Source organism: Pseudomonas sp. Pseusp18, assembly GCF_059506005.1.
In genome coordinates this window covers 3523505-3535367 of the sequence record NZ_CP169240.1, presented here as the reverse complement: position 1 = coordinate 3535367, position 11863 = coordinate 3523505, and the positions used below count along the sequence as shown (strand labels likewise).

Genomic DNA, 11863 nt, shown 5'->3' with positions numbered 1-11863 from the left:
CTCCTACGGCTCCTACGGCTCCTACGGCTCCTACGGCTCCTACGGCTCCTACATTGGCTGCTACAGCCAGTAACTTACCGCATACCAGCCAAGAACCCCCATCACCACGGTGTATGGCAGCGCCATCCACACCATCCGCCCGTACGATAGACGAATCAGCGGGGCAATCGCCGAGGTCAGCAGGAACAGGAACGCCGCCTGACCATTAGGCGTCGCCACGCTCGGCAGGTTGGTTCCGGTATTGATCGCAATCGCCAGGGTTTCAAAGTGTTCGCGGCTCATGTGGCCGGAGATGAATGCCTGTTTCACTTCGGTGATGTAAATGGTCGCGACGAACACGTTGTCGCTGATGGCCGACAGCAAGCCATTGGCAATAAACAGCATGCCCGGCTGCTGGTCCGCCGGCAGCGTCAACACCCACTGGATCAGCGGCGCGAACAGTTGCTGATCGTGAATCACCGCCACCACGGCGAAAAATACCACCAGCAGCGAGGTGAACGGCATGGCGTCCTTGAAGGCGGTGCCGAGGCGGTGTTCGTCAGTGATACCGGTAAACGCGGTGATCAGCACGATCACCATCAAGCCGATCAGGCCGACTTCGGCGATGTGAAACGCCAGCCCGGCAATCAGAATCAGCGCCGCCGCCCCTTGAACCAGCAATGCGGCGCGCTGACGCGAAGTACGCTCGGCGTTGTCTTCGGCGGCGTAGTTGGCCAGCACCGCTCGCACGTTGTCCGGCAGCAGCGTGCCGTAACCGAACCAGCGCAGTTTCTCCAGCAGTACGCAGGTCACAAGGCCCGCTGCCAGCACCGGCAACGACACCGGGGCGATCTTCAGAAAGAACTCGGCAAAGTGCCAGCCCATCTCATGGCCGATCAGCAGGTTTTGCGGCTCGCCAACCAGCGTGCAAACACCACCCAACGCTGTGCCGACCGCGCCGTGCATCAGCAGGCTGCGCAGGAAGGCGCGGAATTGTTCGAGGTCGGCATGGTGCAACGTCGGCAACTGCCGGTCATCGCCGAACTCACTGTCCTGACGCGGATCGTTGCCCGAGGCGACGCGGTGATACACCGAGTAAAACCCCACGGCCGCGCTGATGATGACCGCGGTCACGGTCAATGCATCGAGAAACGCCGAGAGAAACGCTGACAGGAAACAGAACATCAACGCCAGCAGCGCCTTGGAGCGAACTCCCAGCAACAGGCGGGAGAACAGAAACAGCAGCAGGTCTTTCATGAAGTAGATGCCCGCCACCATGAACATCAGCAACAGGATCACCGGGAAGTTGTGCACCAGTTCGTCATAGAGCGCCTGGGGCGTGGTCATTTTCAGCAGCAGAGCTTCGATCAGCAGCAACCCGCCGGGCATCAGCGGGTAACACTTGAGCGCCATGGCCAGGGTGAAGATGAACTCCAGCACCAACAACCAGCCGGCCGCCACCGGACCGATCGTCCACAACACCAGGGCGTTGAGAATCAGGAATCCGATAATGCTGGCTTTGTACCAGCGGGGTGAATGCCCAAGAAAATTGTGTGCGAAGGCCTGGGCCATTGAGCCGGACATCGGCTACTCCTTGTATTAAGAAGCGCGCAACTTGCCGTAAGCGGAAGGGAAGATCAAGTGCAGGAAACTAGGGTTGATAACGGGCGACGACGGCGCGGTAGTTGCCATCCAGTGAATAGCCGCCGACGACGATGCAACCATCGGTCTGCACGGCCAATGAAGTGGCGGTGTCGGGGCCTCGACTCAGGCGTGTGCGGACCCAGCCCATGCCATTGGCGAAGCTGCGATCCAGCGCCCCATTGGGTAAATACCGGGCGAGAATGAAATCGCCTTCGAGCCCGCCGCCCGTCGCTCCGACCGTCAGCACACAGTCGTCCGGTTGTATCTGGGCGGCGGTCCACTGGCAGCCGCTGTGGCTGATTTCCAACAGTTGTGGCTGGCCGCTATTGCAATGCATGTCAGGTCGGCCATTGCTGTGAACATTCAGGGCGAGGCAGTGCATCGGGTCGCGACTGCTGCCAAAACAATGCAAATCACCATTTTCGTGCTGGACGATCTGGCAGACCTGGGCACTCTGACCCCAGGCCTTGAAGGTCATGAAGCCATCCACGGCGAAGCCGTCATCCAGCTGGCCATCGGTGTGATAACGCGCCAGCAAACCTTCCTCGGGGAAGTTGATCGATCCGCCCACCAGGATTCGGCCGTCATATTGCACCATCAGACTGTTCAGCCAGGTGTTCATCAATAAGTGCCGGACCATGACAAAGCCACGACCATTGAAGGTACTGTCCAGCGAGCCGTCGGCATTGAGCCGAATCAGCATGCCGACGTGATCGGCCAATTCAAAGTGATGATTGGCCAGCAGCAGGATTCGACCATCGTCCTGCACGCAGATATCACAGGCTTCGGTACCCGGCACGCCGGGTGGTAACCAGGCGTCGCGAGCGCCTTCGGAAAGCTTCCCCGGCAGGCGCACCACGCAGCGGCCGTGCTCACCAAAACCCTGTATCGGGCAGCCTCGTTGATCAAACATCGCCACGGCGGGCAACGTACGATGAGCATTTTCGTAGTGCAGGCCGGCCACCAGAATGTTCCCGTCGGCCAGCACCCGCACCGTGCCCGCCATGGCCTCGTAGCCGTGGGCGAATTGCCCGATGATGCTGCCTTGTTTACCGAAGGCCAGATCCGCCGAACCATCCTCACGCAGGCGTGCCAGGCCAAAGCGGCAGCCACCTGGCGTGCCGACCTTGGCTGCCACCAGAATTCGGCCGGTGTGGTCAATCGCCACACCATTGACCCTGCTGGAGGTACTGCCGGCGAAATACACTTGAGTCTTGCCGCTGCCGGCGAAATGGCTATCGAGTTGCCCGGCGTCTTTCACCGCTGCCGGTATGGCAAAAGCAGTCTGGAGTGGCATGCACGCATCTCCTTGCCAGTCGTCCTTGTCCGGGTGCCCGGAGGTTGACTGCATGAGAAGAACATTCAATCCCTGAATGCGATGATGCGCAACTGCCATTACGCTCGGGAGGAGCGGCGTTTTGTGCCAGAACAGTGTCTTCTCGAACCACTGACAAGCCTGCCAAGTAATCTGGCGGCTAGAAGTTGGAAAACGTAAATGGCGTTATGCAGCTGACCGTAGAAAACCGTCAACTAAGGAGAAGAAGGGACGCGGATTACCGGGCGGTAATCCGCGAAAAAGATTAATGCGGCATGGACCACGATTGCAGTGTGTAACCTTCCTCGCTCAGCTCGGCGCGGGCTTGTTCCAGCAAGTGTGCAAGTTGCTGCGGATCGGAATAGGCACTGCTGGGAATTTGTTTGCGGCTGATACGAGTGTTAGTGCGATCAATGATGGCCAGGCTGAGCTCGCCATTACCGTCTTGTGGGGCCCAGGCCACGCATTGAAAGGGTTGGAATGCGCGGTCGGCAATCAAAAGAGCTTCGTTGATACGGAGCGGGGCGTTCATGGGGTCTTCTCTCTGTGTGCCCAATCAAGTGATGTGCCGTCGGTTGGGCTTACCGTTCGGCTGGTTACTTGTACTGATGTCCGCAACCGGGGGTTGGGTCACACACAATCAAAAGAAATTTCAACTTTCTTTGATTCGCCGGCGATTCAGGCAGTTGCTGAAAGCTGAATGAAAGGTTCAATTCGTTAGGCAACTCATTAAGTGATTTTTTATAACTAATAAGCCGACGTCCCTATAAGCAATCGATACAAGCCAGCGTCAATTTTTTGCTAGTGTTACACCGAAGCCCGCCAAATGACTGTTTTTAATAATATTTCCTAAAATTTGGCGCCAAGGAACAGTCATGATCGAAGCGCCTGCTTTACGACGTCTTTTAGTAGTGGATCCTTGCGACGACTGCCACCGTTTGCTGCCGGGTTTACGCGCTGTGGGTTGGGATGTCGACAGCTGTACCCTGGAAAACGCCGCGGAACGAACCTGCGACGTCGGCCTGTTGCGCTTGCAGCCATTTCATCTGGAACGTCCGGAAGCCGTCAAGGAACTGATCACCCGTAGCGGTACCGAGTGGATCGCCGTGCTCGATCAGGATGTCCTGCGAATGCAGAATGTCGGGGATTTCGTCTGCGAATGGTTTTTTGACTTCCATACCTTGCCGTTCGATGTTTCAAGGGTTCAGGTCACTCTGGGCCGAGCGTTCGGCATGGCGCGCCTGCGCGGGCAGGGCACGGTTCATATCGATCAGCCTGAACACGAACTGCTCGGCGACAGCAAACCGATTCGCGAGCTGCGCAAATTGCTGAGCAAACTGGCGCCCACCGAATCGCCAGTGCTGATCCGTGGCGAAAGCGGCACCGGCAAAGAAATGGTCGCCCGCACCCTGCATCAACAATCCCAGCGTCACAGCAAGCCATTCGTGGCGATCAACTGTGGCGCGATTCCCGAACATTTGATCCAGTCCGAATTGTTTGGTCACGAGAAGGGGGCCTTTACCGGCGCCCATCAGCGCAAGGTCGGGCGGATAGAAGCGGCCAACGGCGGCACCCTGTTTCTCGATGAAATAGGCGATCTGCCCCTGGAGCTGCAAGCCAATCTGCTGCGTTTCCTGCAGGAAAAACACATCGAGCGGGTTGGCGGTCATCAGCCTGTTCCGGTGGATGTGCGGGTATTGGCGGCGACGCACGTCGACCTTGAAGAGGCCATCGAGAACAAACGCTTTCGCGAAGATTTGTACTACCGTTTGAACGTCCTGCAAGTAGTCACCGTGCCGCTGCGGGAGCGCCATGGTGATCTATTGATGCTGGCCAACCACTTTTCCCATTTCTACAGCAGTGAAACCGGTCGTCGTCCGCGCAGCTTCAGCGAAGATGCATTGGTCGCCATGGGCAAGCACGACTGGCCGGGCAATGTCCGCGAGCTGGCCAATCGGGTACGTCGTGGGTTGGTACTTGCCGAAGGCCGGCAGATCGAGGCGCGAGACCTGGGGCTGCTCAGTCAACACGCCTTCGCCACGCCGATGGGCACCCTGGAAGACTACAAGACCCGCGCCGAACGCCAGGCGCTGTGTGATGTGTTGAATCGGCACAGCGACAACCTGAGTGTTGCCGCCCGAGTCCTGGGCGTGTCGCGGCCGACTTTTTACCGATTGCTGCACAAGCACCAGATCCGCTAGGGCGGGTAAACGAAAAGGCCCGCTGCGACATCCATCGCAGCGGGCCTTTTCCATTGGGGTGAAGCGATCAGAAGTAGTACGGGAATTTCAGGCTGAAGGAAAAGTCCGGCGCATCGTCTGTCATGCCGATGGACAGGTTGGGAACGATGGTCAGGTTGTCGGAGGCTGCGATGGTCATGCCGACATTGAAGTAACCGGCGTTGGCGTCGCTGGACACCACCGACTCCCAATCCCCGCCATCCTGTTTGAGCTTGCTTTTGCGTTGCACCAGGTCAGACACCGAGAACGACATACTCATCTTTTCGTTCAGCGCAAACGCGATCCCCGCACCAATCTGGAAGCTGTCGCCGATCCGCACCTTGCCCGGGACTTTCTGATTGACGGTGGCGCTGATGTCGTCGAAGGATTCTTCGAAGTTGTGGGTGTAGGACAGGCTACCGAACAGAACCGCCGGATCGTAGGTCTTGACCAGCGAGATACCGGGGCTGATCGACCAGACGCCGTTACCGGTTGGCAGGGTGTCAGGCACGAACAGGTTGGTATTGGCGTCGCTCTGGCGCAGTTTGATCCCGAACGGATCCTTGCCGGTCGGTGCCTTGACCCGGAAGGTGAACACCGCATCCGGGGTGTTCACCGATTCGTCCATGAATTTGTAGGCGATCCCGAAGTTGATGTCGCCCAGCGTCGGATCCCGGGTGACGGTTTCTTCGCTGGTCACCCCCGCTGCACCGTTGTTGGCACCGCCGGACTGATACGTTGATTCGCGGTACACCACCGGTACGTTCAGGTCGAATTGCCAGCGATTGTCGAAGTTGTAGCGTCCGGTGAGGTCCAGCGTCCAGGTGTCGGCCTTGATTCGGTCCAGGTTGATGTTGCCCAGAAAGATCGAGTCCAGTGCGAGGAAGCCGTTGAGGATCAACTGGCGGGTGTCGTAACGCGAATAGGTCAGCCCGGTTTCGAGGCTGAACTTGCCGCCGCCGAAGAATCCGCTGGCCTCGTCATACAGGTTGGAAACACTCTTTGCCGGTTGAGAGTCATCGGCCAGTGATTGTCCATAGGAACTGCCGCTGCCTGCGGCGCCTCCTGAAGCCGCGGCCGCTCCCGTCCTTGTGGCCACTTGCGGGTTGCCTTTCATGTCGGCTGGCGACTTGGCCAGGCGTTTAGGCGGCGGCGCCGCCGGTTGATCCTCCACCTGGCGGACTCGTTGTTCGAGTACTGCCAAGGCCTTTTGTTGTACTTCGTATCGTTGCTTGAGCTCCATGAGTTGTTGCTTCAAAGCCTCCACGTCCGCATCGGACGCTGCTTGCAGCAGCGCCGACGGGAACAAAGTACTCAGACAAACGATCGCGCGCAGTGGTACTGACCGATACATGATTAGCCATCCCCCATGAAGCCCAATGATCGAACATCAGCGTAGTTCAATATCCCAGGCTGCGTAGTGCCTTGAGTTGATTCAGATTGCAGTTGACTGCTCCGGCATTTCGGCCGTTGTTGTTAAGCACTACATTAAGTTGCGTCAGGTTATTGACCCTGTTGCTGTTGCCCAGAAGCCGGGTGTTCTGCACCAGCCCCCCCTGAGCCGCCTGTTGCATGGCCGTGCCTTGGTTGTTGTTGGCCTGGATGGCCATTTGTACGCCACCACCTGTGGCCGCCACTGCGACGTTACCGGCGGCATTGCTGTCGGTAATGGTTTGCCCGCTCGTCAGCACCTGCCCTTGGACGGGACTCGGCGCCGGCGCCTGGTTGGCCTCCTGGACGTTGATGGCGACATTGTTGTAGGCGGTATTGCCGTCACCAGCGGCGCGCACAGTTTGGGTGACTCCCTGGGTGGTGGTCAGTCCTGCGCCACCAATTACATTCCCGGTGCCCGATGGCGGCGCACTGCCGTTACCGGACTCTTTAATGGTCGACACGTAAAACTGCGGCTTTACGGTAGAGGCCTGGATCTGCATCAACGTCGTTGCGCCAATCAGGTCCCCACTGGCATTGCGCCAGGTACTGCTCATGACAATGCCGAAGCTGATGATCCGCCCTGGCATGACATAGCGACCGCGTAGCTCGGCGAGCTCATGGTCCTTGAGTTCGATGGGTTTGAATCCTGCATTGGCATAGCCCGATGCGCTTGCTGCCAGGCAAGCGGCGGCCAGCCAGTATGAGGTTTTCATTTGCTGCTCCCGGGGCATCCGGCCCTCTCTATCATCAGTGGGCGATTAGAAGAAGTCGCTCTGAATGAAGCCAAAGTCCATCAATTCGGCATCTTTGACCGGGTTGAAAGTGTCCAGTTTGTTCTTGGCCGTCAGCGGTTCCGGAGGGCTGCGCAATGCATTGGTTTTGTCGTAACCGGGACCTACGATAGCGAAGACAATGCCGTTCCAGCCTTTGACAAAGTCATCATGGGAATAGCGTTTGTGCCCAAGCACCGGGTCGCCGATATAGACCCAGTTCTTGTCCGCCCGCTGCATCACCACGAAATGCTTGTAGCCGCGAATTTCCATCAGCACCACCACCGGAATGGTCACCGCTTCGAGTTTCTCGGGCGGTATCCGGTAGCCACGCGCGCGCATGCCGATTGCTTCGATGTAGCGCTTCATGTCCAGCATGGAGAAACCTTGAGTACGGACAAGGTTCTGATCAGCATTGACCAGCATGCCTTTGATGATGTGTTCCTCATCGACATCGAGCCAGTAAGCCTGGCGTAGCACCGTGGCCAGTGCGGCAGCGCCGCAGCTGAAGTCGGTTTTTTGTTCGACGATGTCGCTGAACTTGCGCTCACGCACGCTTTGCACCTGCTTGTAAACCAGTATGCCGCCCGGCAAGGCGGCCACCGGCATCTGTGCCGCCTGAGTCAGGCCACACAGGCACAGCAGGGCGAAAAAGGCTGTCGTACGCATGATCGATACGCCTTTGGTGAACCGTGGAAAGAAAGCCCCGTTGCCGGGGCTTTCATTTCGATCGCGATTACATGCAGGCTCTGCAGCCGGCAGCGATGGACAGCGAGTTGCTTTGTTGGTTGCCCGCACCCGCCGACACGTTGGCGCCGCCGTTGCCGGAGAAGCCGTTCATCGAGCCGCTCATGCTGGCGTTGTTCATCACAGGGTTTTTCCAGCCGTCTGGTGTCAACACTTGATGAGTGGTTACGCTAGACAGATCGAAGGTGCCCACGGCGGTGAACTTGAACTTGTCGTCATCGTGGCGTCTGTGATCCCAACCATCGTCCTCGATAGTCCCGGTGCCATGGGCCTTGAAGGTGCCAGAGGACGTGGTGGTGTCGGTGAGGGTGGTGGTGATGTGGGTCCGGTCAGCTTTGTTTTTTACATCCAGACCGGTGGTGGATTGATAAGCGTCAGCCGAGGCTGTCGCTACGCGTCCGCCGGACACGGCAATCGCCAGGTTGTTTTTCTGTTGGTTGAAGTTGCCGGCAGTCACGTTTATGCCAATGTTGCCGGAGCCGTTGTTGCCAGCATTGTCGAGCGTGGCGTTATTTTGGGTAGAGCGGTTTTTGACGTAGTTATTGGTGTTGTACTGATACGCGGTGGAGGTTGCCTCGGCAGAACCGAAGATGAAACTTTCATCGGCGGTAGCCAGCGCGGCGGCGTTGTCTTGTTGGTTGCCGTCACCGCCAGCCACGTTGGCGCCCATGTTGCCATTGGAACCGTTGAGTGAGTTGTCGGCATTGGCAGTGTTTTCGGTGCCCTGGTTGAGTACCGAGTTGCCGCTGCTGTCCTGTGTATCCCCTACATAGGCGCTGGCGGCTGAGTCGATTGACAGTTGCTGTTCCCAGGTGGGGCCTTTGGGGCCGTGATGATGGTGGCCGTGACCATGGTCGTTATCGTTGGCTTGTGCAGCCATCGCCATGACGGCTGCCAGGGCGAACACGAGAGGCTTGAGAGCCATTGTGGGTTTCATGGTGTTTCTCCGTGCTTATTAGTTGGTTAAGTGTTGGTTACTTTCTAATCGCACTGCGTTCGGGTCAGTCAGCGACCCGTATGCTCAGGGTGTTAGCCATTCGGTTCCCCACCCCGGCACTCTGGTTCACCTGAATCACTCCTCGGCTGCCGGTGAAGGCCTGGTCGCTTGTCACGACCTGGCGACTGCCTTTTGAAGCGTCAGTTGCCCCTGAGCTTGGTAACAACGCCACGTTCTGTTGAGAAAGGGCGCTATCGTCGACGCTTTGCGGCGCAGCACTGATGCTGATGCGCATTGCGTTGGCCATCTGGTTGTTGGCCCCAGCGCCCTGGTTGACACCCAGTGCACCGTTGCCTTGACTGAAAGAGTTGCCGCCGATGGTGGCCGTCGCGTTCATCGACGGGTTGGCGGGCGTGTCGAGTTTCTGGATGACGCGAGTGGTCGCCGAGGCATCGGTGCCGATGGCGATAGCGCGGGTATTGGCCTGTTGCTGTTGATCGCCGGAGGCCTGGTTGACGTTGAAGTTGCCGTTGTACCGGGCGCCGGAATCCAGGATGTTGGCGGTGTTGACCACCGGAACGCTGGAGTCGGCCATGGCGCCTGGGCTCACACTGGCACCGATGACCAGGGCGAGAAGAATCAGGGAGCGGCTCATGTCATTGACCTCCCGCCAGTCTGCCCAACGGCGCGAGGCCGGAACTCATGGCATGGTTGATCGTTCCCGAAATCGCGCCACCGCTACCGCCGCCGTGACCGGCGCTCATGCCGGGCATGCCATTGGGATTGGTCACGACATTGAGGCTGCCAGGTATGTTGCCGTTCTGGTTGATGCTGTTGCTGATGGACGAACCGCTGGCCACGCTGGCGAACTCACCATCGCTCAGTTCGGTGCTGTTGAGTGTCGAGGTGACACGATCCGAAGGGTTGGCGTTGACAGTGGTCGGGTAGGGGTCTTTCTGGAACGGCGGCCTGCCGACGGTGTGGGGCTGTACATCACGAGTGAGTACGATCACGCCATTGCCTTCAGCCTGAACATCAAAACTGAGTACCGAGACGGCGGCACATCCGAGCAGCATCAAGCGCGTAAAGCCTTTACGAAAAGTCCCCACGACTGCGATTCCTTCTGTTGTGCGCTGGCCCTAATCAGCGTTGTGAAGGTGATAGCGAAAGCCGTGCCGGTTTTTGATTGTTGTTTTGATTCAAGGGGTTATCGATCAAGGTAAATGGATCCTTGATCGAGCTGTTTCAGGCCTGAGACAAAAGCGGGGGCTATAACGGGGAAAAGGAGGCGCAACGCTCTGGATCCATAGCTTGCGTTGTGATGTATCAGCGCTTTAACACAGATCATGACGCAATGATGAATAGCGCTGAAACGGGCTGTTCGAGTGCAAAGGTATGTTTCACAAATGGACGCATTTGAAAAATTATCGCAACAAATGCTGGGGGGGCTGGGGGGCTGTAGCAGCTGTCGAGCTTGCGAGGCTGCGTTCGGCTGCGCAGCAGTCGTAAAACCAGAACTTGCGATGCATCAGGTAAACCGCGTCAGTCGGATCCACGACTGCTGCGCAGCCGAACGCAGCCTCGCAAGCTCGACAGCTGCTACAGCCGAATTCAGCAACCTAGCAGCAGAGTGACGGCCTGCAACGCCTGGGCTCGGCGTTCTGCCCAGTCACCCTGGATCACTTGAACAGGTTGCCGATTCTGCTCCAGCCACGCCTGAGCCGCGTTGAAAAAGTCCCGGCGTTGATCCAGCTGCGGCTGACAGCGCTGGCCATCGTCGGTCCAGTCGACAAGTTCAGGCGACAACAGCAAGTGCAAGTCGTAATGCCGGGCCAGCAGCGCTTGTTCGAGCCAGGCCGGGCAATCGCTGAACAGGGTCTGGCTCCAAAGCATGTTGCTCAGCAAGTGCGTGTCGAGAATCAGCAACGGTGGCGCAAGGGCGCGGGCATCATCTTCCCATTGCAACTGGCCGCGGGCGATCTCGGGGATATCCGCCAGGCAGGTGTCCCGTGCCTCCTGTTCAATGAACCGACGCACGTATTCGCCCACCAGAACGCCGCCGAATTGCCGTTGCAGTTCGGCGGCCAGCCAACTCTTGCCACTCGATTCTGGCCCCGTGAGCACCAGCACTTTCATGTGCGCAACGCCGGGTCGGCGCGCCACGTCCGCCAGCCTTGCACCGCCAGCAGGGCGAAAACCCCATAGAGGGCGGCGGTCAGGTACAGCTCTTTGTAGATGAACAGGCCGACGAAGATGACGTCCAGCGCGATCCACAGCGGCCAGCATTGCAAGCGCTTTTGCGCCATCCATAACTGTGCGACCAGGCTGAAGCCGGTCAACGCGGCGTCGAGCCAAGGCTGGGCGGCATCGGTCCAGTGAGCCATCGCAGCCCCCAGCAGCAGACTGCCGACCGCGCCCACGGTTAAGCCCTGCGCGACGGATTTGCCATCGAGGACGCTGACGTGCCGACCGTCATGCGTCGCGCCCGCGCGAGTCCACTGCCTCCAGCCGTAGAGCTGCAACGCGGCGTAGATCACTTGCAGCAGCATGTCCGAATACAGCTTCACCTCGAAAAAGATCCAGCTATACAGCAGCACCATGACCAGACCGACCGGCCAGCACCAGGGGTTCTGTTTGACCGTCAGCCAGACGGCAATCACACCGAGGGCGGCGGCAAACAGTTCAAGCCCGGACATGGAGGTTCCTTGGGGAAGACGAAAAGGGGGGAGGATTGTAGCGGCAGGCGCTGCCAAGTAGAACCGGCTTGCGCGGTCCGGTGTAGCAGCTGCCGAGCCTGCGAGGCTGCGTTCGGTGTGGG

General features: G+C 58.6%; 12 protein-coding genes. 1 reads left to right on the top strand and 11 read right to left on the bottom strand.

Features of this window, described 5'->3' with window-relative positions; genetic code table 11:
- Positions 1–60: 60 nt before the first annotated feature.
- From nhaB to ACEN9A_RS15865, 3 genes are all read right to left on the bottom strand, one after another.
- Positions 61–1563: a sodium/proton antiporter NhaB gene (gene nhaB, locus ACEN9A_RS15875; protein ID WP_064618114.1), complete on the bottom strand. Its 1503-nt coding sequence runs from the start codon at positions 1561–1563 to the stop codon at positions 61–63.
- Positions 1564–1630: 67 nt separating this feature from the next.
- Positions 1631–2920, bottom strand: coding sequence for an NHL repeat-containing protein (locus tag ACEN9A_RS15870; RefSeq protein WP_258668542.1), 1290 nt, complete (start codon positions 2918–2920; stop codon positions 1631–1633).
- Between the two features lie 283 nt (positions 2921–3203).
- A complete protein-coding gene (locus tag ACEN9A_RS15865) occupies positions 3204–3470 on the bottom strand; it encodes a hypothetical protein (RefSeq protein WP_064618110.1) in 267 nt (88 codons plus the stop codon).
- Between the two features lie 343 nt (positions 3471–3813).
- Here ACEN9A_RS15865 and ACEN9A_RS15860 point away from each other — a divergent pair, with 343 nt between their 5' ends.
- Positions 3814–5139, top strand: a complete 1326-nt coding sequence (locus ACEN9A_RS15860) for a sigma-54 dependent transcriptional regulator (RefSeq protein WP_019649958.1) — start codon at positions 3814–3816, stop codon at positions 5137–5139.
- A 67-nt stretch (positions 5140–5206) separates the two neighbouring features.
- On the opposite strand, the gene fapF is transcribed toward ACEN9A_RS15860, so the two are convergent.
- The 8 genes from fapF to pnuC all read right to left on the bottom strand — a co-directional run bounded on the left by fapF (position 5207) and on the right by pnuC (position 11741).
- Positions 5207–6511 carry a fibril amyloid transporter FapF gene (fapF, locus tag ACEN9A_RS15855; RefSeq protein WP_019649957.1) on the bottom strand — a complete coding sequence of 435 codons (1305 nt, stop codon included), beginning with the start codon at positions 6509–6511 and terminating at the stop codon, positions 5207–5209.
- 46 nt (positions 6512–6557) lie between these two features.
- Complete coding sequence (gene fapE, locus ACEN9A_RS15850; RefSeq protein ID WP_019579215.1) at positions 6558–7304, bottom strand: fibril amyloid subunit FapE; 747 nt, start codon at positions 7302–7304, stop codon at positions 6558–6560.
- 45 nt (positions 7305–7349) lie between these two features.
- Positions 7350–8030, bottom strand: coding sequence for a fibril amyloid maturation endopeptidase FapD (gene fapD, locus ACEN9A_RS15845; protein ID WP_258668540.1), 681 nt, complete (start codon positions 8028–8030; stop codon positions 7350–7352).
- Between the two features lie 67 nt (positions 8031–8097).
- The gene (gene fapC / locus ACEN9A_RS15840; protein WP_026345917.1) at positions 8098–9045 is read right to left on the bottom strand and encodes an amyloid-like fimbrin subunit FapC; all 948 of its coding nucleotides are present in this window, start codon (positions 9043–9045) and stop codon (positions 8098–8100) included.
- Between the two features lie 64 nt (positions 9046–9109).
- Positions 9110–9700 carry a fibril amyloid subunit FapB gene (fapB, locus tag ACEN9A_RS15835; RefSeq protein WP_019649954.1) on the bottom strand — a complete coding sequence of 197 codons (591 nt, stop codon included), beginning with the start codon at positions 9698–9700 and terminating at the stop codon, positions 9110–9112.
- A 1-nt stretch (position 9701) separates the two neighbouring features.
- The gene (gene fapA / locus ACEN9A_RS15830; RefSeq protein WP_019579211.1) at positions 9702–10154 is read right to left on the bottom strand and encodes a functional amyloid chaperone FapA; all 453 of its coding nucleotides are present in this window, start codon (positions 10152–10154) and stop codon (positions 9702–9704) included.
- Between the two features lie 502 nt (positions 10155–10656).
- On the bottom strand, positions 10657–11181 hold the full coding sequence (locus ACEN9A_RS15825; RefSeq protein WP_019649953.1) for an AAA family ATPase: 525 nt from the start codon (positions 11179–11181) through the stop codon (positions 10657–10659).
- Entirely contained in the window at positions 11178–11741 is a 564-nt protein-coding gene (pnuC, locus tag ACEN9A_RS15820; protein WP_413387822.1) for a nicotinamide riboside transporter PnuC, read from the bottom strand. Before pnuC ends, ACEN9A_RS15825 begins: the two co-directional genes overlap by 4 nt.
- Positions 11742–11863 lie beyond the last annotated feature (122 nt).

Excerpts from the sequence above, each read along its gene's own strand:
- ACEN9A_RS15860 (WP_019649958.1), top strand. The coding sequence starts at position 3,814 with ATGATCGAAGCGCCTGCTTTACGACGTCTTTTAGTAGTGGATCCTTGC.
- nhaB (WP_064618114.1), bottom strand. The coding sequence starts at position 1,563 with ATGTCCGGCTCAATGGCCCAGGCCTTCGCACACAATTTTCTTGGGCAT.
- fapE (WP_019579215.1), bottom strand. The coding sequence starts at position 7,304 with ATGAAAACCTCATACTGGCTGGCCGCCGCTTGCCTGGCAGCAAGCGCA.
- ACEN9A_RS15865 (WP_064618110.1), bottom strand. The coding sequence starts at position 3,470 with ATGAACGCCCCGCTCCGTATCAACGAAGCTCTTTTGATTGCCGACCGC.
- fapC (WP_026345917.1), bottom strand. The coding sequence starts at position 9,045 with ATGAAACCCACAATGGCTCTCAAGCCTCTCGTGTTCGCCCTGGCAGCC.
- fapB (WP_019649954.1), bottom strand. The coding sequence starts at position 9,700 with ATGAGCCGCTCCCTGATTCTTCTCGCCCTGGTCATCGGTGCCAGTGTG.
- ACEN9A_RS15870 (WP_258668542.1), bottom strand. The coding sequence starts at position 2,920 with ATGCCACTCCAGACTGCTTTTGCCATACCGGCAGCGGTGAAAGACGCC.
- ACEN9A_RS15825 (WP_019649953.1), bottom strand. The coding sequence starts at position 11,181 with ATGAAAGTGCTGGTGCTCACGGGGCCAGAATCGAGTGGCAAGAGTTGG.
- fapD (WP_258668540.1), bottom strand. The coding sequence starts at position 8,030 with ATGCGTACGACAGCCTTTTTCGCCCTGCTGTGCCTGTGTGGCCTGACT.
- pnuC (WP_413387822.1), bottom strand. The coding sequence starts at position 11,741 with ATGTCCGGGCTTGAACTGTTTGCCGCCGCCCTCGGTGTGATTGCCGTC.
- fapF (WP_019649957.1), bottom strand. The coding sequence starts at position 6,511 with ATGTATCGGTCAGTACCACTGCGCGCGATCGTTTGTCTGAGTACTTTG.